This window comes from Streptomyces sp. TRM64462 (assembly GCF_013362995.1).
Taxonomy (GTDB): domain Bacteria; phylum Actinomycetota; class Actinomycetes; order Streptomycetales; family Streptomycetaceae; genus Streptomyces.
The window spans coordinates 1-22,968 of sequence record NZ_JABWDV010000309.1 but is presented as its reverse complement, the minus strand read 5'-3'; the positions used below and the strand labels follow the sequence as shown (position 1 = coordinate 22,968).

General features: G+C 74.8%; 17 protein-coding genes. 7 read left to right on the top strand and 10 right to left on the bottom strand.

Translation table 11 applies throughout. The features are described from left to right. Positions 1-46: 46 nt before the first annotated feature. Both HTZ82_RS15115 and HTZ82_RS15110 read right to left on the bottom strand, forming a co-directional pair. Positions 47-1,045, bottom strand: coding sequence for a phosphatidylinositol-specific phospholipase C (locus HTZ82_RS15115; RefSeq protein ID WP_175409900.1), 999 nt, complete (start codon positions 1,043-1,045; stop codon positions 47-49). Positions 1,046-1,149: 104 nt separating this feature from the next. Further along, positions 1,150-2,763, bottom strand: a complete 1,614-nt coding sequence (locus HTZ82_RS15110; protein ID WP_175409908.1) for an FAD-binding oxidoreductase — start codon at positions 2,761-2,763, stop codon at positions 1,150-1,152. A 181-nt stretch (positions 2,764-2,944) separates the two neighbouring features. Between HTZ82_RS15110 and HTZ82_RS15105 the strand changes: the two genes are divergently transcribed. Further along, complete coding sequence (locus HTZ82_RS15105) at positions 2,945-3,979, top strand: AraC family transcriptional regulator (RefSeq protein WP_175409899.1); 1,035 nt, start codon at positions 2,945-2,947, stop codon at positions 3,977-3,979. An 82-nt stretch (positions 3,980-4,061) separates the two neighbouring features. On the opposite strand, the gene HTZ82_RS15100 is transcribed toward HTZ82_RS15105, so the two are convergent. Next, complete coding sequence (locus tag HTZ82_RS15100; RefSeq protein WP_175409898.1) at positions 4,062-4,568, bottom strand: ATP-binding protein; 507 nt, start codon at positions 4,566-4,568, stop codon at positions 4,062-4,064. A gap of 191 nt (positions 4,569-4,759) precedes the next feature. Between HTZ82_RS15100 and HTZ82_RS15095 the strand changes: the two genes are divergently transcribed. Continuing rightward, complete coding sequence (locus HTZ82_RS15095; protein WP_175409897.1) at positions 4,760-7,660, top strand: LuxR family transcriptional regulator; 2,901 nt, start codon at positions 4,760-4,762, stop codon at positions 7,658-7,660. Here HTZ82_RS15095 and HTZ82_RS15090 read toward each other — a convergent pair. Beyond that, a complete protein-coding gene (locus tag HTZ82_RS15090) occupies positions 7,605-10,466 on the bottom strand; it encodes an AAA family ATPase (RefSeq protein WP_175409896.1) in 2,862 nt (953 codons plus the stop codon). The genes HTZ82_RS15095 and HTZ82_RS15090 overlap by 56 nt on opposite strands. Before the next feature lie 498 nt (positions 10,467-10,964). Here HTZ82_RS15090 and HTZ82_RS32750 point away from each other — a divergent pair, with 498 nt between their 5' ends. Beyond that, positions 10,965-13,739 carry a helix-turn-helix transcriptional regulator gene (locus HTZ82_RS32750; protein ID WP_175409895.1) on the top strand — a complete coding sequence of 925 codons (2,775 nt, stop codon included), beginning with the start codon at positions 10,965-10,967 and terminating at the stop codon, positions 13,737-13,739. Positions 13,740-13,856: 117 nt separating this feature from the next. Here HTZ82_RS32750 and HTZ82_RS15080 read toward each other — a convergent pair whose 3' ends face one another. Next, the gene (locus HTZ82_RS15080; RefSeq protein ID WP_254711874.1) at positions 13,857-14,306 is read right to left on the bottom strand and encodes a MarR family winged helix-turn-helix transcriptional regulator; all 450 of its coding nucleotides are present in this window, start codon (positions 14,304-14,306) and stop codon (positions 13,857-13,859) included. A gap of 83 nt (positions 14,307-14,389) precedes the next feature. Here HTZ82_RS15080 and HTZ82_RS15075 point away from each other — a divergent pair, with 83 nt between their 5' ends. Both HTZ82_RS15075 and HTZ82_RS15070 read left to right on the top strand, forming a co-directional pair. Further along, entirely contained in the window at positions 14,390-15,088 is a 699-nt protein-coding gene (locus HTZ82_RS15075) for a hemerythrin domain-containing protein (protein WP_175409894.1), read from the top strand. Positions 15,089-15,172: 84 nt separating this feature from the next. After that, positions 15,173-15,790 (top strand): DUF998 domain-containing protein, encoded by a 618-nt coding sequence (locus tag HTZ82_RS15070; RefSeq protein WP_175409893.1) that lies wholly within the window; start codon positions 15,173-15,175, stop codon positions 15,788-15,790. A 52-nt stretch (positions 15,791-15,842) separates the two neighbouring features. Here the strand turns inward: HTZ82_RS15070 and HTZ82_RS15065 are convergent, their stop codons facing one another. Then, positions 15,843-17,465: a hypothetical protein gene (locus tag HTZ82_RS15065; protein ID WP_175409892.1), complete on the bottom strand. Its 1,623-nt coding sequence runs from the start codon at positions 17,463-17,465 to the stop codon at positions 15,843-15,845. A 148-nt stretch (positions 17,466-17,613) separates the two neighbouring features. Continuing rightward, complete coding sequence (locus HTZ82_RS15060; protein WP_175409891.1) at positions 17,614-18,579, bottom strand: pirin family protein; 966 nt, start codon at positions 18,577-18,579, stop codon at positions 17,614-17,616. A 124-nt stretch (positions 18,580-18,703) separates the two neighbouring features. Between HTZ82_RS15060 and trxA the strand changes: the two genes are divergently transcribed. Next, positions 18,704-19,072, top strand: coding sequence for a thioredoxin (gene trxA / locus HTZ82_RS15055; RefSeq protein ID WP_175409890.1), 369 nt, complete (start codon positions 18,704-18,706; stop codon positions 19,070-19,072). Positions 19,073-19,100: 28 nt separating this feature from the next. Here trxA and HTZ82_RS15050 read toward each other — a convergent pair whose 3' ends face one another. The 3 genes from HTZ82_RS15050 to HTZ82_RS15040 all read right to left on the bottom strand — a co-directional run bounded on the left by HTZ82_RS15050 (position 19,101) and on the right by HTZ82_RS15040 (position 21,560). Next, a complete protein-coding gene (locus tag HTZ82_RS15050; RefSeq protein WP_175409889.1) occupies positions 19,101-20,285 on the bottom strand; it encodes a thiolase family protein in 1,185 nt (394 codons plus the stop codon). A gap of 92 nt (positions 20,286-20,377) precedes the next feature. Further along, positions 20,378-20,674, bottom strand: coding sequence for a hypothetical protein (locus HTZ82_RS15045; RefSeq protein WP_175409888.1), 297 nt, complete (start codon positions 20,672-20,674; stop codon positions 20,378-20,380). A 10-nt stretch (positions 20,675-20,684) separates the two neighbouring features. Further along, positions 20,685-21,560, bottom strand: coding sequence for a TIGR02452 family protein (locus HTZ82_RS15040; RefSeq protein ID WP_175409887.1), 876 nt, complete (start codon positions 21,558-21,560; stop codon positions 20,685-20,687). A 152-nt stretch (positions 21,561-21,712) separates the two neighbouring features. On the opposite strand from HTZ82_RS15040, the gene egtA reads away from it, so the two are divergent. Beyond that, positions 21,713-22,968: ergothioneine biosynthesis glutamate--cysteine ligase EgtA (gene egtA, locus HTZ82_RS15035; RefSeq protein WP_175409886.1), on the top strand; the 1,256-nt coding region annotated here is incomplete at its 3' end.

Here is a 22,968-nt window from a genome sequence, read left to right as displayed (position 1 = left end):
GGCCGGCCGCCCGGCCCACCGCCGCCGAGCTGTTCGTCGGCGCGTGTCAGGCGCCTACGTGCTGGTTGTACCGCAGGACGGCGTTCACGAGGTCGGGGCCCGGATAATCCATCATCACCACGCCGGCCCGCCTGAGGTCGCGTCCTTCCAGGTGGTGCAGGGCGTAGTGGTTCACTCCGGTGAACCAGAGCGCTCCCGCGGCCACCGCGTGCGGATAGGCGCCCGCGCCGACACCGCTGAGGAAGGTGATGTAGAGCGTCCGCGGGTTGTGGGCCGCGGCTTCCTCGATGTGGCCGCGCGCGGTCTCCCACTTGCCCTTGATGTGGAAGAGGGTGGGGACGTCGTAGGCGTCCTGGACGTTCAGTGCGGGACTCCAGTAGCTGAGGCCGTACGAGGTGCCCTCGCCGTCGAACTCCTGCAGCAGCACGATCCTGCCCCTCACCTCGCCCAGTGCCGGTGCCTGCTGGTCGCCGTGGGCCGGCCGCCACAGGTGGTCGCGGGCGAGACCGGCGGTCTCGGGGTTCTGCTCCAGGTACCACCTGAGGGTCTGGGCGAAGGAGCGGGTGTTGCCTTCCGCCGTGTGTTCCTCCTGAAGCCTCATCAGCACGGTCTCGCGGGGGTGTGCCTTGAGGAAGTCGGTGGTCTGGCGCAGTACGTCGGTGAAGTTGGCGTTCAGGTAGACGACGCCGTGGTGGATGGTGAAGCGGTCGTGGAAGTGGCGCGCGCGGATGTCGAGGGCCCGGACGCCGGCGTTGAGCTGCTCGGGCAGGGAGCTCTTCTGTGTCTCGGCCACGAAGGTGACGTCACGCGCCATGGTGTCGTGGGTGCCGGGTATCGACAGGTCGGCCAGGGAGGCCGAGTCCGGCAGCGCGGCCATCCAGTCGGGGTGGGAGAGGGACCCGAGCCCCTCGCTGTGCCGGCCGGTGGCCCAGGCGGTGTTGCCCGGGACGAGGACGACGAGCAGGGCGACGAGGACCGTGACGGCCGTGCGCACGGTGCGTGTCGCGGTGCGGGAGGCCGGGTGAGTGCGGGTTCTTCGGGGCATCGCGTGTTCCTCTCGGGTGAGTGGTCCCGTGCGGCGTCAGTCGCACGGCTGCGTCAGTCGCACGGCTGCGTCAGTCGCACGGCTGTGTCAGTCGCACGGCTGTGTCAGTCGCGCGGCGGCGTGGCGCCCGCGGCGGTCCGGGCGGAGTGGGCGTCGAGGAGGACGCCGGGGTTGAGGATCGCGTGCGGGTCCAGGGCCTGCTTGGCCGCGCGCAGGGCGGTGGCGAACGGGTCCGGACGCTGCCGGTCGTACCAGGGGCGGTGTTCACGGCCCACGGCGTGGTGGTGGGTGATGGTGCCGCCCTCGCGGAGCAGGACCTCGGAGACCGCGGTCTTCACGTCGTCCCACTGCGCGATCTCGCTGCCGGCCCGCGCCGGCGCCAGGACGGTGAAGTAGACGGCGGCGCCGTCGGGATAGACGTGGGTGAGGCGACGGTGGACGGCCGCCGTGCCGTACACCTCGGAGGCGGCCTTCCGGGTCTCCCGTTCGACCTCGGACACGAAATCCGCGAAATGGTTCCAGGTGACGGCCGTTTCGAACGTCTCCACCAGAACGCCCGCCGCGACGAGGACGTCCCTCAGGTACGGGGCCGCCAGGAACCCGTCGCGCCAGCGCGCCTCCGCGCCGGGCCGCGTCGGCGGGGAGGCGGGCCCCGCCAGGTGAGGGCCCCGGACACGCGGCGCACCGGCGGGCCGGCCGCCGAGGTCGAGGCAGCACCGCACCGCCCGCTCCAGCTCGGCCTCCTGCGGGAGATGAGCGGACTCGAAGCCCAGCAGCAGCACGGACGAGGCTCCGTCGCCGGCACCGCTGAGCGCCGACTCCCCCGCGTCGAGCAGCCTGCACTGCGCGGGCCTCAGCCCGACCTGCACGATCGTACGGACGGCGCGCGCCCCCTGGGCGAAGGTGGCGAACTCCACGGCGGTCGACGCGCGGTACACCGGCCGGCTCCGTACCCGCAGCCACGCCTCGGTGATGACCCCGAGGGTCCCTTCGGAGCCCAGCAGCATCCGGTCGGGGCTGGGGCCCGCGCCCGAACCGGGCAGACGCCGGCTCTCCCATACGCCGCCCGGGGTGACGGCCCGGAGGGATTCCACGCAGTCGTCGATCCGGGTCGCGCCGGTGGCGTAGTGCCCGGCCGCGCGTGTGGCGAGGCAGCCGCCGACCGTGGCGAAGGTGTACGACTGCGGGTAGTGACGCAGGCTCAGCCCCGACGGGCGCAGCTCCGCCTCCACCTCCGGCAGGAGGGTTCCGGCGCGTATCCGCGCGGCGCTGGACGTGCGGTCCACCTCGGCGACTCCGCTGACGTGCCGCAGGTCGAGGGACACGGTGCCCCGGTACGCGTCCTCGTCGACCAGCGGCTCGACGCCGCCCACGACGCTCGTGCCGCCTCCGTACGGCACCACGGCGACGTCCGTCCGCGCGCTCCACTCCAGGACCCGGGCGATCTCGTTGTCGTCCCGTGGGAACACCACCAGGTCCGGGGGATGGACGATCTCGCCGCGGAAGCCGCGTACGACGTCCTTGTACGACTTCCCCATGGCGTGAGCGGCCCGTTCGTAGGGGTCGTCGTGACAGAGCGGTTCCAGATGCGCGGGAGGCGCCAGCCGCCGTGCGGGGCGCAGGCCGAGGTCGGAGACCCGCGCCGGCTCGTCGACGCGATCGCCGCCGAACCCCAGCTGAGCGCGCGCCCGGTCCGCGATCCTCCGGACCTCCGCCATGGGCGGCTGCTCGTCCTCGTACCCCCAGCCCCAGAACTTGCGCCGACGCGTCCACGTGCCCAATGCGCCTCCTCATGCCGTGTGGTGACCCGAGGGACGGTAGGGCGGGCGGCCGTCGGCGTCATTGACCGCGGTGGCCGATCTGTTGACATCTCGTACCGCCACCGGTTCACTCTCGGCCGTGTCGGACCACGCAGAGACCAGCGTGTCAACGCGCTACGTGAACAGCGTCGTCGCCACCGCCGTGGACCTGGGCGCCGATCCGTCCGCCCTGCTGCGCGGCACGGGCGTCTCGGCGGACCGGCCGGCCGTCTCGGAGCGCGTGCCGTCCCCGGTGGTCCGCGTCATCTGGGACCGGGCCCTGGACCACCTCGGCGACCGCCGCTTCGGTCTCCGGGTCGGCGGGCGGCTGCGTCCCGGCGCCTACCACGTCCTGGGGCACGCCGTGCTGGCCTGCCCCACCCTTCAGGACGCGGCCCGTCTGACGATGCGTTTCCACCGGCTCGTCAGCGACGCGGGAACCCTGTGCTTCACCCGGGACGCGGGCCGCGCCGTCCTCCGCTACCGGAGGCATACGCCTCCGGGTGACGCGGACACCCAGCAGACCGAGGCGGTACTCGCCGGCATCGTGGCCGCCGCACGCTGGCTCAGCCCCGAGAACTGGCGGCCCAGCCGTGTCACGTTCACCCACCCGGCGCCCGTCGGCCCGACGCAGGCGTGGGACGCGGTGTTCGGCGCACCGGTGGCGTTCCGGGCCGCCGACAACCGCATCGAGTGGCCCGCCGCCCGCATGGACGCCCTCCTTCCGTACGGGGACCCCGACCTGCTCGGGCTCCACCGCGCCTACGCCGAGCAGCTCCTCGCCGGGAAGCCCGGCCGGCCGCCGGTGCACCGACGCGCGGCGCACTGGCTGCTGGGCCAGGACCTCGCCACCGTGCGGCCCGACGACCTCGCCCGGGCCCTGAACATGAGCACCCGCAGCCTGCGCCGCGCCCTGCACGAGAACGGCACGAGCTGGCGCGACCTGCTGGACCAGGCCCGCCACCGGCTGGCGGTGCGCGGGGTGACGCGGTCGGACCAGAGCCTCGCCGAGATCGCGCGGCGGCTCGGTTACAGCGACACGTCGAGCTTCGTACGCGCCTTCCACCGATGGGAGAGCATGCCACCGGGCCGGTACGCACGCGCCCGTACCGAGCGGAGGAATCCGTCCGGGTGATTCCGTCAGGGTGATGACGGGAGTGGACGTCTCACGGTGACCGTCCGATGCGCCGAGGGGGCGGGCGCCGCGGGCGCACGGATCAGGTGAGTTCCGCCCAGACGTGGCTGCCCGTGACCGGGTCGCCGACGACGCCCCAGCGGTCCGCGATCGCGTCGACCAGGACCAGTCCCCGGCCGTGCTCCGCGTCCGGCGGGGGCACGGCGCCGAGGGTGTCCGGCGTGCTGCCGTGGTCCTCGACGTCGATGTGGAGCGCGGACGGCCGGGGGGCCGCGGTCTCCACCCAGGTCAGGGTGAGACACACGGGCGGGCGCCCGTGGACCACCGCGTTGGTGACCAGTTCGGAGACCACGAGCTCCGCGGAATCCGTCAGGTCGGCCCGGTCCGCCTGCGCGAGGAACGCGTCGACGATGCGGCGGGCGGCGGCGACCGCGGTTCGCTCGTGCGCCAGCAGGCAGGCGAGCCGACGGCCTGTGCGACGTCGCTCCGTCCCGGCCGCGCGGGGCGGCCGGAGCAGCTCTCCGGCCCCGGCCCCGGCTGCGGCTGCGGCTCCGGCTCCGGCGCAGAGACCGGCTCTTGGCTGGTACATCGCTCACTCCCTGGAGGGAAAGCGGCGGCCACGACCTCCCCGGCAGTCCGTGGCCTGTCCACTGCCGACGCCTTCAGCCTGCGGCACCGGGGTCCTTACGCGCCCCGGGGGAAGTTCCTAGTCGGACGTGGACCCGCCGTCACCGGCCCGGCATCATCGTGAGGGGAGCGGGACGGCACCATGCCCCGCCCGTGCTCATCGGAAGACAGGACGGCCCCGTGTTCATCGGTCGGGAAGAGGAGCTGCACACGCTGGCCCGGTGCGCGGCGGAGGCCCGGCAGGGCCGGCCGTGGGTGGTCTGGGTGCAGGGGGAGCCGGGGATCGGCAAGTCGGCGCTCGTACGGCACTGGCTGGACCGGGACGACCTCGCCGGGTTCCGGGTCCTGGACGCGTCGGGCGGTGCCTCCCGCGCGGACGTGCCGTTCGGTGTGGTGCGGCGGCTCGTCGCCGGTACGCCGCCGCGTCGCCGGGCCGGCCTGGACCTGCTGGACCGCCTCCCGGACTCGGCGCCTCCGTTCCAGGTGGGTGCCGAGCTGCTCGAACTGCTGGGACGGTACGAGAGCGAGGGGCCCGTCGCGGTCGTCGTCGACGAGGCCCAGTGGGCGGACCGCCCCTCGCTCCAGGCACTGGGTTTCGTCCTGCGCCGGCTGCGCGCCGATGCCGTGCTCACCGTCCTGGTCACCCGTAGCGGCGTCCCCGCCGGGCAGGGGGACGTCGCGTGGCAGGACGAGGTGGAGAGGCTGGCCGCCGTCGCCGAGCGGGTGTGCCGCGTCGTCCTGAAGGGGCTGAACACGGCGGAGGTGGCGCGGCTCGCCCTGCACGTCGCCGGCTTCTCCCTGGGCACCGGGACGGCCGACCGGATCCGCGCCATGACCGGCGGCAACGCCCTCTACCTCGGGACGCTGCTCGCCGAGTTGCCTCAGGACGAGCTGGAGCGGGGCGTCCTGCGGCCCCCGCCGTCGCTGGCCGCCGCCGTGCACCGACGGGTCGCGGGCCTGCCGGAGTCCGGCCGCGCCCTGGTGGAGGCCGCCGCGGTACTCGAACTGCCGGCGCCGCTGGGCCGGGTGGCGCGTACGGCCGGGGTGGCCGACCCGGCCGCGGCCCTCGACGCCGGGCTCGCCGCGGGCCTGCTCCAGTGGTGGCCGGCCGAACCGTACACACCGGTCGCCGTGCGTCACGAGCTCCAGCGGCTCGCCGTCGTCGCGGCGATCCCGCCCGGACGGCTGCGGGCGCTGCACGCCGCGGCCGCGCCCCTGGTCGACCGCGACCGGTCCTGGCACCACCGGGTCGGTGCGGCCGAGGGCGCGGACGACGGCCTGGCCGTGGCACTGGCGGGCGAGGCGGACCGGCTGACCTCCGTCGGCTCCACCGAGGCGGCCGCGAACCTGCTGCTCCTGGCCTCCCGTGTCGCGGGAACCCGGCCCGGCCGTGAACGGTTCCTGCTCATGGCGATGGCCTTGCTGATGGGCGCGGACCGGTTCACGCGGGTGCAGCACGCGCTGCCCGAAGTACGGCGCTGCGCCGCCTCGCCGATGCGCAGCCTGGTCCTCGGCGCGTACGCGACGTCGCGGGGCGAACTGGCCGAGGCGGAGCAGCTCCTCACCGACGCCATGGAGGCCACGGAGGCCACGGAGGCCACCGAGGGCATGGAGGGCACGGAGGGCACCGACGCCACCGGAGGCACCGGAGGCACCGGCGGAGCGCCTGGCGACCCCGTGGTCACCGCGCTCGCCGGGGTCTGGCTGGGCCGCCTGTACACCCTGCGTGCCGACGGGCGGGCGCTGGCGTCGGTGTCGGCGCGGGTGCTCGCGGGCGAACCGGAGAAGGCCGGCCTCACGGCCCTCGCCCACCTCGCCCGGGCCAACCTGGCCACCGGCCGGGCGTTCACCGACGGCCCGGCGGCCGGGCTCGCCGAGCTGGCCGCGCTGCCCGCTGTGCCGTCGCAGGTGGGGCCCGACGCGGCGATCCTGCTGACGTACCGGGGGATCTTCCACACCTGGTCCGGGCGGCTCACCTCGGCCGTGGAGGACTGCGCCGCGGTGCTCGACCTCGGCCGCCGCACCGGCTGCCCGGTGCTCGCCGAGTTCGTCTATCCCACGCTGACGGCCGCCCAGTTCTGGCTCGGCTCCTGGGACGACGCGGCGATCAGCGCCGAGAACGGGCTGCTCGTGACCGCCACCGAGGACAAGCCGTGGGCGTACGCCGCGGGGTACGTCATGGCGTCCCGCGTCGCCTCCGGGCGCGGCCAGTGGGCGCGGGCCGAGGAACTGCTGGAGGCGGCCGGGCCGTGGGCGCAGGCCGTCGGGGCGGAGTTCTCTCTGCCGCTCGTGGCGCTCGGCCGGGCGCAGCTCGCCCACGCGAAGGACGACCACGAGGGAGTGCTGGCCGCCCTCCGCCCCGTAGAGGAGTCCGCGCACCGGCGCGACCGCGCGGCCGTGAACGGCATGGTGGTGCTGACCCAGTTGTGGTGGAGGCCGCTGTACGCACAGGCCCTGATCGAGCTGGGCCGGCTCGACGCGGCGCGGGCGGCGGTGGCGGATCTCCGGGCCTTCGCCGAGGGCGTGCCGTGTCTCCGTCCGGCCGCGTCCTGGCTGGACGGCCTCCTCCAGGAGCGGCAAGGGGCCCGGGAGGCAGCCCTCGCCACGTACCGGCAGGGGCTGTCGCTCCCCGTGACGGCCGACGACATCCCGCTGCACCGCGCCCTGCTGGAGCAGGCACTCAGCGGGGCGCTGGCGGCCGATCCGCCCGGGAGCGCCGGGCGGCAGGAGGCCACCGCCTGGCTGCGGCAGGCCCGTGACCGGTTCGCCCGGCTGGGCGCCCAGCCGTTCCTGAAGCGCTGCGAGGACGCACTGGCCGCGCTCCAGGACGGGACGGCCCTGAGCGGTCCCTCCCTCCTGGAGCGGTTGAGCGACCGCGAGCGGGATGTGGCGCACCTCGTCGCGCGGGGCATGACGAACAAGGAGATCGCGACCGAGCTGTTCATCAGCGCCCGGACGGTCGACTACCACCTGGGGAACATCTACGCCCGTCTCGGCATCACGGGCCGGCGGCGGCTCCGGGACCTCGTCCAGAGGGGGACGGCTCCGGCGTGACACCCTGCACGCGGGCGCGGAGCTCGCGGCGGCCCCGGATGCCCAGCCGGCGGTAGACGTTGCCCAGGTGGTACTCGACGGTCTTCACGCTGAGGAACAGCTCCGCCGCGATCTCCTTGTTCGTCATGCCACGCCCGACGAGGTGGGCGACCTCCCGCTCGTGACCGGACAGGTGGAGCGCACCGCCGCGCTGCCGGAGGGCCGCGGCGGGTGACACGGCGGCCAGGTCCCGCTCGCAGCGGTCGAGGTAGGGCCGCGCGCCCAGTGCCAGGAACCGGTCGCGGGCCCGGCCCAGCCACATCAGGGCCTCCTTGCGCGGCTGCCCGCCGGCCAGGGCCTTGCCGTACGCCTGCTCCAGCAGCGCCCGGTGCAGGGGGACGTCGTCCCGCGTCACGGGCAGCCGCACCCCTGCCCCGTAGCGGGCGAGGGCCTCGTCGCGGTGCCCGTACGCCTCGGCGACCCGGCCCGAGAGCCAGGCCGTGACGGTACCGAGGCAGGGCGTCGTGTCGGCCAGCGGCGCCAGGTCCTTCAGGGCCCGGTCGGCGTCCTCCACCCGGCCCACCCCGAGGAGCGCCTCGACCAGCAGGGGCCTCCACCACACCTGCGTCACACTGACGGAGCCCGTCCTCGGCGCGTCCCGGAGCCGTTCCAGGGCGGCGAGCATCCCCCGCGGGTCGTTGCGGGCCCGGGCGAACGTCGCGGCGCCGACGACCACGGTGGGAAGGGCGGAGCCGGGGACGCGGCGCTCCTCTCCCGCCGCCCGGTCCAGCAGCTCCTCGGCACGGTCCCATTCGCCCCGGTCGGCCAGGACGTGCGAGAGGATCGCCTGGCCGAAGGGAAGCGCCCACGGCCGGTCCTCGCTCGCCGCGATCCCCAGCCCCTTCTCGGCGCTGATGGTGGCGTCGTCCCATTCACCCACCTGGTGGTGGGCCAGGGCGAGGGTGGGATAGAGGCCCTCGGCGAGGAGCGGCCGCGTCTTGTCGGGGATGAGCGTGAGGGTGGTGCTGAGGTCGTCGATCCCGGCGCGGAAGCGGCCCGCCCAGACACGCAACTGCCCCCGGGCGGTCAGCAGATCGGCGTCCGCCGGGGCGACGTCGGCCGCGCTGTCCGGCAGATCGCCGAGCTCCCCGGCCCCGGCCTCCGGGCCCTCGCAGTAGGCCAGGCCGATCGCCCGGTTGAAACGGACGTGGTACGCGAGCGGCGGGTCGAGGGCGGCGGCCGGCGGCATCTCGCGGCATACCCGGACGGTCTCGTCACCGCGGCCGAGGATCAGGTACAGCCGCCCGAGCCAGGCCCCGGCCATGGCGGCGGTCCGCCGTGCCGCGTCCGACGCCGGTGCGTCGCGCGCGGCTCGCAGGGCGCTGGTCAGCCGGGTCTCCGCGTCGGCGAGTGCGCCACGGGACGCGGCGAAGCCGCCGAGCACCACGTCGCGCAGCGGGGAGGCCGCGCAGGAATCGACCCGTGGGAGTAGCTGCTGGAGGCGGGTGAACCGGTCGGCGCCCAGCAGGTGCAGGGCCGCCGTGAGCACATGCCGTTCCCGCTCGGCCCGTGTGCCGCACACATCCGCGGCCCACAGCAGCAGCGTCGCGGCCCGCTCGGCGTTGCCGAGGCCGAGCAACCGGTTCGCCTCCGCCTCCAGCTCCGCGGCGAGCCCGTCGTCGGGGCCCTCCGCGGCGGCCACCCGGTGCGCCCAGGCCGCGGCACGGCCCACCAGGGGGGCCGCGGCCGTGTGCAGGGCGCGCAGCCGCCCGGGGCTCATGCCCGTCAGGACGGCGTGCCGGTGCCCCGCGCACGGGACGGCGACCGGCGTGCCCGGCTCGTCCGGCCACCACTGCAGCAGGCCCGCGGTCAGCGCCGGCCCGACCGCCGCCGCGGGGTCCGGTACGTCCGCGACGCGGGCGACCGTGTCGAGCGGTGTACGGGAGTCGAGTACGGCCGCCGCCTCGACCAGGGCCCGTGTCGGCTCCGCCGCGCCTGTCAACAGCCGCGCCACCATGGCCGTCATCGACGCGGGAACCGGCAACGGCTCCTGCCGGTCGCCGAGTTGACCGGCGGCCTCGGCGATGACGCTCTGCAGGTACAGCGGATGGCCGTGCGTGTGTTCACACAGCCGCTCGGCCGTCGCGGCGCTCACCGGCCGTCCGCCGGCCCGGAGCACCAGGTCCGCGACGTCCGTGGGCGTGAGGCCGTCCAGGGTGATGAGCGCGACGCCGCCCGGGGTGCCGTCCAGGTCGGCCAGGCACCCGCTCAGCTCCTGATCATCCGCGTCCGCCGGTGACGCCGCCTCGCCGGCTCCGGTGCGGACGACGAGGACGGACAGCACCTCCTCGGCCCGGAGCTGACGCAGAGCGAACCGCAGGGCCTGCGCCGACGCACGGTCGGCCCACTGCAGGTCGTCCACCACCAGCACGACCGGTCCGCGCAGCCGGTCCAGCAGCTCCAGAAGCTGACGGGCCGCCTGGAAGGGCGCCGTGTCCGCCGGTGTGGGGGCGGCCAGGAGATGCAGGCCCCGCAGCAGGGCGGCGGGCAGCCCGGAGACGAGCTGCCCGACGACACCGAACGGCAGATCCGTCTCGGAGCGGTCGCACAGGGCGCGCAGCACGTGGAACCGGCGCGCTTGTCCGCGCGCGAGCCACTCCCGCACGAGGGCCGACTTGCCGATGCCCGCCGGACCTCGCACCACCACGACGGTGGGGCGGCCGGACAGCGCCGAACCGGCGCGTGCGTCCAGCTCGGCCAGTTCCTCGCGCCGGCCGACGAACGCGCCGCCGCGCCGTCCATCCGCGCCCACGCCGTTCCGCGTCACGGCAGGACCACCTCCTGATCCGAACGTACCGGCGCCACGCGGCCGGGGCGCGCCGCGGGGCGGAGCATCCGGCGCCCCGCCTGAGACGGCCTTCTCCACAACAACCCAGGGGGACGACCGGCACCCCAGGGGAATCCCTAGTCCCGGCCCGACCGGCCCGGCCCTACCGCGGGCGAGGCGGCGAGGACGAGCCCGGAGACGACGAGGGGGTGAGCTCTCCGGGCTCGTCGGACCATCCTGCGCCCCGGACACACCTGACGCCCTAGGGGTTTTCCCGGGGCACGCCCGCCTCGGTGCGCGCGGGCGACGCCGACTACGATCTGCGGGGCCGACAGGCCTTGACAAGCCCCGGCATGCGCGCGGCGTGACCGCACCGGCCGGAAACGGTCACCGTGCCCGCTCGGCGCCGTCCCCGAGGGCCTCCGCACTGGTGATGCGGCACGGGTGCGGGCGGAGGGAGACTGTCGGTAATCGGCCGTGGGAGGTGAGAGCGCTCCGATGGCGTTCCGGGGTGACGACCTGTTCGTCGGGAGGGAAGAGGAGCTGTCCGCGCTGCGGGCCTCCGCCCAGGAGGTGCGCACCGGCAGGCTGCGGGTCGTTCTGGTGCAGGGGGCTCCAGGCGTGGGGAAGTCCGCCCTCATCCGGCGGTGGCTCGCCGCCGAGAGCCGAACCGGCCGGCGGGACGGGGCGACGCTGCTGCGGGCGTTCTGCGACGCCTCCGAGGGGGACATGTCCTTCGGCATGCTGGCGCAGCTTCTCTCCGGGGTGGAGCCCGAGCGGCTCGCTCTGTACCCGATCCTGCGTGACGGGCTCCCGCCGGCCGGCGCCTCGCCCCTCCAGGCGGGCGGCCAGGTCCTCGGACTCCTGGGGGACCTGCAGGCCGACGGGCCCGTGGCCGTGGTCGTCGAGGACATGCACTGGGCGGACCAGGAGTCCCGTCACGCCCTGGGGTTCGCGCTGCGCCGCCTGGAGGCGGACCGCGTGCTCGCGGTGCTCACCGGACGCCCTCCCCTCCCGGAGGACTTCCGTGCGGCCGTGGCCGCACGGAAGGAGGGCCTGGTGCTGGACCTCCAGGGCCTCGGCGACGACGCGGTGGCCGAGCTCGCTCACAAGATGACGGGCGAGCAGCCGCAGGCCGCCGCCGTGTCCCGGCTGCGCCGCCACACGGGGGGAAATCCGCTCTACCTCCGCACCGTCCTGGCCGAGCTGCCGTCCGGTGCCCTTCTGTCCCCGCGCAAGCAGACGTGGCCGGTCCCGGAGAGCCTCGCCATCTCGGTCCGGCGCCAGCTCGACAGGCTCACCGCCGAGGCCCGGGCCATGACCGAGGCGGCCGCCGTGCTCGGCACGCGCAGTCCGCTGTCGCAGGTCGCCCGTCTGGCAGGGGTCGACGAGCCGCACGCGGCGCTCCGGGCGGCGCTGGACGCCGGGCTGCTGCGCTGGTGGCCGGACTCCCCGTCCAGTCCTGTCGCCGTCGCGCACGCACTGCAGGCCGACGCCATCGTGAAGGGTCTGGCGCCGGTCCGGCGACGGGACCTGCACACGGGGGCCGCCGCGCTCGTGGACCAGTCCGCCGCCTGGCGGCACCGGGTCGCGGCCGCCGACGGCCTGGACGACCGGCTCGCCGCCGAGCTGGAGCAGGCCGCCTCGGAGCGGGTGGCGGCGGGGGCCGCCGAGCGGGCGGCGACACTGCTGCTGTGGGCGTCGGAGCTGTCCTCCCGGCGCGCCGAGCGGGAGCGCCTGCTGCTCACCGCTGCCGGGCGGTTGCTGTTCGCGACCCGTGTGGCCCGTGTGCAGGAGCTGCTGCCGCGGATACAGGCGTGCACCGACACGCCCCTGCGTACGGCGGTGCTCGGTGGTGTCGCCATGGTGAGCGGGGCGCTGGACCAGGCCGAGAAGCAGCTCAGGGAGGCGTTCGAGGCGGCGCAGCGCCTCCCGGACGAGCGGTGGACTGCGGCCTTCGCGGGGACCGGTCTGGGAATCATGTACTTCTTCGGCGGATCCCACGGCGAGGAGATCCTCCGCGTCACCCGCCGCGTGCTCGACCTCCGGGTGAACGACCCCTTCCTCGACTATCTCGCCCGGGCCAACCTGCTCTACGGGCACATGTACGTGGGCGGCGCCTGGGCCGGTCTTGAGGCGCTCGAACGCGCCGCTCCCCTGCCGACGGCCGAGGAGGTGGACCACGCCGACGCCTATCTGCTGGGCCACCGGGGCATCATGCGCGTCACCTGCGGCATGCCGACGGCGGCCCGCGAGGACCTGTCGCAGGTGCTGCGGATGGTGGAGCGCGGGGTCAGCCATGTGCTGGAGGAGTACGTGCGCGTCTTTCTCGCGCAGGCCTGCTACTGGACCGGCGCCTGGGACGACGCCGCCCTGCACGGGCGCCTGGCCGTCGACACGGCCACCACGGACCGGCGCTTCTACGCCTATGCGGACGCCCACGCCTTCGCCGCCTGGGTGCCGGCCGCGCGCGGGGAGACGCGGTACGCCGATGAGCTGCTGCGGACCGCCGAGAAGCACGCGCTGCCGTACAGCCAGGGGAACGTGGCGATGGGCTGGGCGGTGGAGGCGCAGGCCCGCGCCGACTGGCCGGGCGTCCTCACGGCCGTCAACGGCATCCTGGCCCTCCCGCGCGACCGGGTACGCCCCAACAGGGCGCTGTGGCGGCCCCTGCAGGCCGAGGCCCTCATCCGTACCGGGCGGGTGGCGGAGGCCGAGCCGGTCGTGGCGGAGGTGGCCGCCCTCGCCGAGGCCTTCCCCGCCCTCGCGCCGACCGTGTCCTGGCTCTCCGGCCTGCTCGCCGCGGCCCGCCAGGACACGGCCGCCGCGCGCGCCCACTACGAGCAGGGGCTGTCCCTCCCCCCGTCTCCCGACCACTTCGCGCTGCACGGCGCCTTCCTCGCCCACGACTACGGCCGGCTGCTGGTGGGTCTCCGGAAACCGCAGGAAGGAGCGGCCTGGCTGAAGCGGGCCCGGGACCGCTACCGGTCCCTCCAGGCCGCCGCGTTCCTGACGCGCTGTGAGGAGGACCTCGCCGTGGTCGCGGGAGGGCCCGGGGCGAGGAGCGGCAGCCCTGCGGAACTGACCGGCCGCGAGGACGAGATCGCCCGGCTGGTCGCTCGCGGCTACACCAACCGGGAGATCGCGACGCGACTGTTCATCAGCAGCAAGACCGTCGAGTACCACCTGGGCAACATCTACGGGAAGCTCGGCCTCTCGAACCGCCGCCAGCTCCGTGACCACGTACAGCGCCGGGCGGTCGAGCCCACCTGACGACCCCGGCGTTCCGGCCGGGCCTGGGCGGGGCGGGCCTGGGCGGGGCGGGTCGGGCGGGTCGGGCTCGACCGGCAGCCACCCGGGGCGGCGCCCCTCGGCGCGCCGATGACCTCCCTAGCGCCGGCCCGGAGACCCCTCGTGGCGGTCGATCTCGCCGAGCAGCCGGCGCAGCGACGCGCGGGTGGCCTGGATCTCCTCTTCGGACAGCGCCGCGAAGAGGGTGCGGTGCAGCGCCGCAGCCCGCTCCGTGACCTTCGCCAGGGCTTCCTCGCCGCGCGGCGTGAGGGTCAGCAGCGGAGAGCCGCGGTGATCCGGATTGGCCGTGAACGCGGCGAGCTCGCCCGCCGTCAGGTCGTTCGCGACCCTCTGCACGTTCTGTCGGCTGACCCCGAGACGGCGCGCGGCCTGCGGCACGGTGAGCGGCTGCTCCGAGACCACGCTCAGCACCTGCCAGCGGGCCTGTGTCAGCCCCTCGGCCTGCGCGGTGTTCTCTCCCAGCCGACGCAGCGCCCCGGCGGCCTCGAACACGTCGGCCACCAGCAGGGCTACGGCGTCAGACACCATCACATCTCCCTCGATTGACAACACATTGTCAGTCTGTAAATCTATTGTCATCCTAGTCACGGATGCCGCCCGAAGGAGAGGTCATGCCCAGGATCGACCTGTATCGGAATGTTCACATGGGGCAGCGAGCCCGGCTCTTCGCCCTCGCCGTCGACGTCGGGGCCGCCGACATCGCACCACCCGGCGCCGCCGCCCACCTGGCGGACCGCTGCCTGGCCATGACCCGCGAGCTGCGCGAGCACGCCGACCACGAGGACACGTTCATCCACCAGTTGCTCCGGGAGCGGGCACCGGAAGCGGCCGACGTACTCGACGCGGAGCATGTCCGGCTCGACGCTGCCTTCGCCGGACTGGACGAGCGGGCGCGCGAGCTGCCCGCAGCGGACGCCGAGGCGCTCCCGGACGCCCAGCACGCCCTCTACCTGGCGCTGAACGAGGTAATCAGCGCCTATCTGGCGCACCTGCACGCCGAGGAGACCGTCGCGATGCCCGCCCTGTGGCAGTACGCCGCCGAGCAGGAACTGGCCGCCGTGTTCGCCGCGTTCCGCGCCTCCCGCACCCCCGAGCAGGGCCTCGCCGACCTCCGGAGAATGCTCCCCGCCCTGCCGCCCGCCGTGCGCGCGGCCATCGTGCGAGGTGTCCTGGAGGCCGGCCCGCAGGACCAGGCGGGCACCACGCTCGCCGCACTCTCCACCACCCTCAGCCCCGACCAGCGCGCCCGGCTCCACGACGACCTCGGCGTACCGGAGGCCTGGGCCGTCACCGCGACGAGCGGCGTATAGCGCCGACGCCGACACGGCTCCATGCGGATGCCACCCGCTGCGTGTGCGCGGCGAGGGAGGAGCCGAGCCCCTTACGGTGGCCTGATGCGACCTGTGCCCAGGTGGGCCCTGCTGTCGTCCGGGTGCGCCCCTGTCCTCCTGGTCGGAGGCTGGACGATCGCGGCACTGCTGGAAGGGCCCGCCTACGATCCCGCCACCCAGACGATCAGCGTCCTGGCGGCCTACGGCGCCGCGGGATTCTGGGTGATGACCGGAGCGTTCATCGCCTTGGGCGTCTGCCACCTGCTGACCGCCTGGGGACTGCGCGCGGCCGCGCCCGCCGGACGGCTCGCGCTGGGCGGCGGTGGTGTGGCGGCGCTGGTGGTGACTCTGGTCCCGGCGCCGAGCAGCGGCGGGTCCCTGCGCCACGGTGCGGTCGCCGCGGTCGGCTTCACCCTCCTGGCGGTGTGGCCGGTTCTGGCGGCCGATCGCGGCGGAGCCGCACCCTGGGGGCTACGGCCCGTGCCCTCCACCGTGGCGACCGCTCTGATGGGCGGCGCCGCGGGCTGGTTCCTGATCGAGATGCACCATCAGGGTGCCGCTGGTGTCGCCGAACGCCTGGTGACATGTCTTCAGGCCCTGTGGCCCTTCCTCGTCGTCGTCTCCTGCCTCCGCCATCCCGGCAGCGGCGGACCCGCGCCGGAGCGCGACACGGACGCCTGACGAGCGGGCCGCGCTCCCCCTCCCGCCGGCATCCGCCTGGTCGGCGACCGCGCTACAGCAGCCCGCTCAGCGGCAGGACGCGCTCGGTGAGCCGTCCGCGCAGCCACTCACCGGCGGTGTCGGCGTCGGTGAGCCAGTCGGCGGCGACCAGCAGTTCGATGTGCTCGGCGACTCGTTCGGGCGGCAGGGCGCAGAACGCGGCGACCGCGTCGAGGCGCAGCCCGTCGTCCTCGGCGCGTCCCAGGCGGCCGTCGGGGCGGGTATGGGCGGCGGTGTACAGGGCCAGGAGCCGGGTGGCGGCGCCTGCCTTCTTCTTACGGATCTTCCGGTCGCCCACGGTCTTCTGGGCCCAGCCGGAGATCCTCGAGCGCGTGGTCTTGCCGAAGGCGAACGGGCGGGGCCGCTCGGGCAGCAGCGTGGGGACGGTGAACGCGGTGGGGTCCTCGGGGCGGGAGGTCAGCACCTGCTCGACCGTGCCGGGCAGGCGCAGCCAGTCGGCCTCGACCAGCCGCTGCAGCACCCGCTCGGCATCGCCTTGCAGCCAGCCGGTGAGGTCCTGGCCGGTGATGTTCCCGGTGCCGGCGCGCGCGGCCCGCAAGGTGAGCATGAGCACGGCCAGGCGCACCTCGGCCTCCGGGTCAGGGGCGTGGGCGGCGACGTACTCCAGCACCGTGCGGGCGTGGTCGGCCTGACCCCGGGTCAAAAGCCGCTCCACCACCGTCCCGTCCCCGCCCACGATCCCACCCGTACGGTTCTCGTGCATCTCAAGCGTGGTCTGCGCGGCCTTGTCCGCCCGGTCCGCCTCGCGGCGCAGGGATCCGTCGCCGGTGACGTCGGCCCACAGGCGGAAGGCGCGGGCCTTGCGCTCGTGGAGCGTGGCCAGGAGGGCGAGGTCGGGTTCGGCGCGCTGCTGGTAGGCGCGGAACGCCTCACCGAGCTCGATGAGCTCCACGCGCAGGACGTCCGGATGAAGGTCGTGCGGCACGATCCGCTGCGCGATCTTCCCCGACCGCTTCGTCCCCCGGGACGCCGTGGCCGGAGACGCGGCGCGGGCACGAGGGACCGGCACCGGGCGGGCGGCAGGCGAGGGCGACGTACCGCCGGCGGGGAAGGCGCCCTGGGCGGAGATCACCGCCGCCGCTCCCTCCCCCGCCGTGCCGCCTTCGGTCTCCCGCCCGCCATCAGGCCGGTCCGGCACGGCCGGTGCGGTGGGAGCCGGAGGCGGAGCGGTGTCCAGGACACGGCAGTCGGGGGTGGCGGCCGCGCAGCGCGCGCACATCTCCGCGATCCGCCACAGCCTTCCGGCACGGTCCGCGTACACCGTCAGGACCACCGGGCCACCGCACCGCACCGCCCCCGCCGGCGGCCGCCCCGCATCACGCCGCCCGGCGACGAGGCCGGGGGTGTGCCAGGCGCAGCCGACGGCGCGGCAGGCGCACCACGCCTCGCCGCGCGGTCCGCCGCCCGCACGGATGCGGGCCAGGTGGGTGTTGACGTGACCGATCGCGGCCTGGCGCCCCGCGGCGGCGCCGCCCGGGAACCGCTGATCGGCGCAGGCCGGGCGGGAGCAGGAAAGCCTCACCGCGCCGGCGGAAGGGCGGCCGTCAGGGTCCAGGCGCACCGTCCACACGCGTCCCGCGACGCGTTCCTCCTGCGTACCAGCCTCTGCCGCCATGCCGTACTCCCTCTCGCTCGATCCGTTGCCCAGGCCGGCCCTCATCCGGGATGCCGCTGACCGGCAGGGCTCCCGAGGACCTGACCGCGCTGTTCAACGAGGAACGGCCTTGTTCGCCTCCACGGGTGTACGCCGAGCTGTGTGAGCTTCAGCGCACCCTTCCCCGCGGTTTCAGCGCCACGGACGGGAGTTCGGGCGCGGGCAGGCGGTCGCCGGCGTAGCCCTTCACCTCGCCGAAGCGGGTGCCCGTCATCCAGTCCTCGCGGGCCTCCGCGATCTCGTCGTGGGTGCGGCCGATGAGGTTCCACCACATGATGATCTCCTCGGCGAAGGGTTCGCCGCCGAGGAGCATCACGGCCGCGTCCGATTCCGCGCGGAGAGGGAGGCTCGTGCGGCCGCAGCCGAGGTAGAGCATCGAGCCGGGCAGTACGGGGACGCCGTCGATGTGGGTCTCGCCGGACATGGCGAGGGCCGCGTACTCGAAGTCCGGGTCCAGGGGCAGGGCGGCTTCGGTGCCTTGAGCGAGCGTCAGGTCGGCGCCCACCAGCGGGGTGTACGTGGTGCCGGGGGACGTCGCGCCGTCGAGGGTGCCGAGGATGACCGTGGCGCTCAGGCCCGGGGCCGTGACGTGCGGGAGGTCGGCGTGGTGCTCGAAGCGCGGGGCGACGTGGCGGTGGGCGTCGGGGAGGGCCACCCAGAGCTGGGCGCCGTGCAGGTAGCGGGCGTGGGGGCGGGGGCTCTCCTCGGAGTGGGCGATCGCGCGGCCGGAGGTCATGAGGCCCAGCTCGCGGGGGCGGATCGTCCGCAGGCTGCCCGTGCTGTCGCGGTGCAGGACCTCGCCCTCGTGCAGCCAGCTGACGGTCTGCAGGCCCATGTGCGGGTGCGGCGGTACCTGCATACCGGGTTCGTCGGCGATGTCGTCGGGGCCGTAGTGGTCGACGAAGGCCCAGGCGCCGACCATGCGGCGGCCCAGGTTCGGCAGGAGGCGGCGGACCACGGTGGACTCGCCGAGCGGAACGCGGCGCGGGCTGAGGAGTTCCCTCACCGGCTCCGCGACGACGAAGCCCCTGCCGCCGCAGAGGGACGGCACGGCCTGGCGATCGAGATTGCTCATGGCGCCAACCTAGCCAATCCGGGGCCCGCGGGGCGTACCGCCGGCGATGGCGGGCAGGCGGAATACCGACAGCCCCCGGCACCGTTGTGCGGGGCACCGGCGGACCCGCGGAGAGGCAGGCGGCATGAGCACGATCGAACTCACCAAGGAGAACTTCGACCAGGTCGTTTCGGACAACGACTTCGTTCTGATCGACTTCTGGGCGTCCTGGTGCGGGCCGTGCGTGCGGTTCGCCCCCGTGTACGACAAGGCGTCCGAGCGGCACCCGGACCTTGTCTTCGCCAAGGTCGACACCGAGGCGCAGCCGGAGCTGGCCGCCGCCTTCGACATCCGGTCCATTCCCACGCTGATGATCGTCCGGGACAACGTGGCCGTGTTCGCCCAGCCCGGCGCCCTGCCCGAGCCCGCCCTGGAGGACGTGATCGGGCAGGCACGCGCCCTGGACATGGATGCCGTGAAGAAGTCGATCGAGGACGCTCAGGCCGGGGCGTAGCCGGGGCCTGGTGCCTGCCGGACAGGCCCTAGCGTTCCAGGACCAGTGCGATGCCCTGGCCCACGCCGATGCACAGGGCCGCCATGCCCGTGCCCGAGCCCGCCGCCGCCAGTTGGTGGGCGACCGCGCCCGCCAGCCGGGCGCCGGACGCGCCCAGCGGGTGGCCGATGGCGATGGCGCCGCCCCGCGGGTTGACCACCGCGGGGTCCAGGTCCGGCCACTCGGCCAGGCAGCCGAGCGCCTGCGCCGCGAACGCCTCGTTCAGTTCGAAGGCCGTCAGGTCGGCGAAGCCGCGCCCGGCCTTGGCCAGGGCCCGCTGGACCGCCTCGACCGGGCCGAGCCCGAACAGGTGCGGCTCGATGCCGGTGACGGCCGACGCGCGGATACGGGCCAGGGGCTCGCGGCCGCACTCCCGCAGGCCCTCCTCGTCGACCAGGAGGAGGGCGGCGGCGCCGTCGTTCAGCGGCGACGCGTTACCGGCGGTCACGGTGCCGCCGTCGCGGAAGACGGGCTTCAGCTTGGCGAGCGCCTCCATCGACGTCGCGTCGCGGACGCACTCGTCACGGACCAGGTCCACGCCCTCGTACGGGACGACCTCACCGTCGTACAGGCCCTCCGCCCAGGCCGCGGCGGCCTTGCGGTGGCTGGCGAGCGCGAAGGCGTCCTGCTGCTCGCGCGTCAGCGCGTGCTTGTCCGCGACCAGCTCGGCGCCCTCGCCGAGCGACACCGTCCACTCGGCGGGCATCCTCGGGTTGGTCATGCGCCAGCCGAGCGTGGTGGACCAGAGCTGCTCGTGCCCGGCCGGGAAGGGCCGCGCCGGCTTCTGGAGCACCCACGGGGCCCGGGACATGGACTCCACGCCGCCCGCCAGGACCACGGAGGCGTCGCCCACGGCGACGGCCCGGGCGGCCTGCACGACGGCTTCCAGCCCCGAGCCGCACAGCCGGTTCACGGTCACGCCCGGCACGCTCACCGGCAGGCCCGCGAGCAGCACCGCCATGCGCGCCACGTCGCGGTTGTCCTCACCGGCGCCGTTGGCGTCGCCGAGGTAGACGTCGTCGATCCTGGCCGGGTCGAGGTCCGGGGTCCGGTCGACGAGGGCCCGTACGACGTGGGCGGCGAGGTCGTCGGGGCGTACGGAGGAGAGGGCGCCGCCGAACTTCCCGATCGGCGTGCGGACGGCGTCGACGATGTAGACGTCGCGAAGGCTCATCAGGTGTCTCTCCCACGTACCTCGATCGCGCGTGCGGTGAACGCTCGTTCACCGCCGGACGGGGCGAGTCTCCGTTCCGGCGACGGTACCTGTCAACGGCCCTCGTCGGCGGCCGGCACACGCACCCTGGCCGACAGGCCGTAGTCGAGCTCGAAGCCGTCCACCAGCAGCGCTTCCACCGTACGGGTCTCCGGGTCGATGTCGGCGACCATGCCGCCGCCCGCGTAGCGCGGATACCCCGAGGCCCCGGTCTCGCCGGTGGCCTCGACGACCTCCGAGCGGATCGCCACCTCGGCCAGGTGCGCCACGTCGCGCCCCTCCGCGTGCTGCGGCACGACCAGGATCTCGAAGCGCCGCGGGCGGGGGTGCGGCTGCGGATGTGTGCTCATGCCCGTGACGCTAGAGAGCTTCCGGCGGGGCCGCACCTCCGCGACGTCCGGCCACCTCCGCCACGTCCGCGAAGGCCGTACGGAACGCGCCCAGCGTCGCGCGCGACGACGTACGGTCCAGGATCGCGAACACCACCTCGTCGAAGTGGCCGGCGAACCGCCCCTCCCCGGTGAGCGGCGCCCGGAACGCGGCCGCCACCCGCGCCGGGTCGTTGCGGAAGACGCCGCAGCCCCACGCGCCGAGCACCAGGCGCCGGTAGCCGTGCGCGACGGCGGTCTCCAGGACCCGGCCGGCGCGCGCCGCGAGCGCGGCGGGTATCCGGTGGGCCTCCTCCGGCGTACGGGAGGCGATCACGCCCGCGTTCGGCGCCGGCGACGTGAGGAAGCCGAGGCGGTACGGGCGGTCCAGGAACCGGCCGCGGTCGTCGCGGAAGACCGGAACGCCGGGCGAGTGGATGACCCGGTCGGTGTAGAACGGGTCCCGGTGCGTGCGGTGGTGGTCGTAGTACTCCGGGGCCCGCAGCAGCGTGACGTACAGGGCGGACGCCCGGCACAGGGCCTCCTCCTGCGCCTGGGCGCCGTTCAGGTAGCCGCCGCCCGGATTGCGGGCCGAGGCGAAGTTCAGGACCGCGACCGGGGCCTCCGGGTCGGCCTCCGTCAGCCGCCGGGCCGCCTCCGTGCTGGACTCGCCCGTCACCTCGAACCGGGTCCGCCGGCCGGTCCCGGGCACGACCGGGACGGGCTCGGGCCCGTGCAGGGTCGTGCCATCGACGGCCCGCGCGACCGCGTCGGCGATGTCCACCTCATGGCCGCCGGGCGCGCGGTAGCGGCCGGCCGCGACGGTCTCCTCGGTCTGGCGTGCGATGTCCCGCAGACGTGCGCTCATACCCCGCATCCTCTGCGATCATGCCGCGTTCGGGGTAATGCTTTTTCCGGCATGTGCCGTTCACGAGGGCGCTCTTGTGCCGGGATTCGCCGCTGGCTTAGGTGGGACGGTACGCCTTCGAACGCGTACGCCTTCGACAGGAGGAAACCCCCATGCCGTCGAGCGACTTCCGGGACGGCGGTCCCCCGCTGTCCTTGGACGAGGCGGAGGACCTGCTGCGGTGCATCTGCTTCAAGACCGGTCCGCCCCGCTCGGTCGGGGTCGAACTGGAGTGGTTCGTCCACGATCTGCACCGCCCCCGCCTCCCCGTCCCCCGCGACCGACTGACGACCGCGTTCGGCGCGCTGCGCGCCCTGGACCTGCGGTCGTCCCTCACGTTCGAACCCGGCGGGCAGCTTGAGCTCAGCTCGCCCCCCGCCGGCTCCCTCGCCGAGTGCGTCGCCACCGTCTCCGCCGACCTCGCCGCCGTCCGCGCGGCGCTCGCCGCTCTCGGGCTCACCCTCACCGGCTCCGGAACCGATCCCTGGCTCACGGCACGGGAACGGCTGCTGCGCGAGCCCCGGTACGACGCCATGGAGGCCTACCTCGACCGTTGGGGCCCGGCCGGCCGGGCCATGATGCGCGACTCGGCGTCCGTGCAGGTGTGCCTGGACTCCGGGTACGAGGAGCCGGGCCCGCTGGGCTTCGAGCGGCGCTGGCGGCTCGCGCATCTGCTGGGCCCGGTGCTGGTCGCGTCGTTCGCCAACTCGCCCGGCCTGCACGGCAGGCCGACGGGCCTGCGGTCCACGCGGCAGTCGCTGTGGGCGGCACTCGACCCGGTACGGGGCACGGCGCCGCCCGTCGGACGGGAACCCAGGTCCGCGTGGGCGGCGCACGTGCTGGACGCGCCGGTGATGTGCGTCCGCGCGGCCGACGGGCCCTGGGCGGTGCCGGACGGGCTGACGTTCCGCGACTGGCTGCGCGACGGGTCCCCGGCCGGCCGGGCGCCCACCCGGGCCGATCTCGACTACCACCTCACGACGCTGTTCCCGCCCGTACGGCCGCGTGGCAGCCACATCGAACTGCGGATGCTGGACGCGCAGTCCGGGGACGACGGCTGGATCGTGCCGCTGGCCGTGGTCAGCGCGCTGTTCGACGACCCGGAGGCCGCCGATGCGGCGTACCGGGCGCTGGCGCCGCTCGCGGAGACGGCCGGGCCGCTGCCACCGCCGGGTGACGCGCACTGGCGGGCCGCCGTACGGGACGGGCCCGACTCGCCGGTCCTGCACCGGGCGGCCGTCGTCTGCTTCGGGCTCGCCATCGACGCGCTGGAGCGGTCCGGCGCGCCCGCCGCCGTACGGGACGCCGTGGGCGCGTTCCACGAACGGTTCGTGCTGCGGCGGCGCTGCCCCGCGGACGAGCAGCGGCC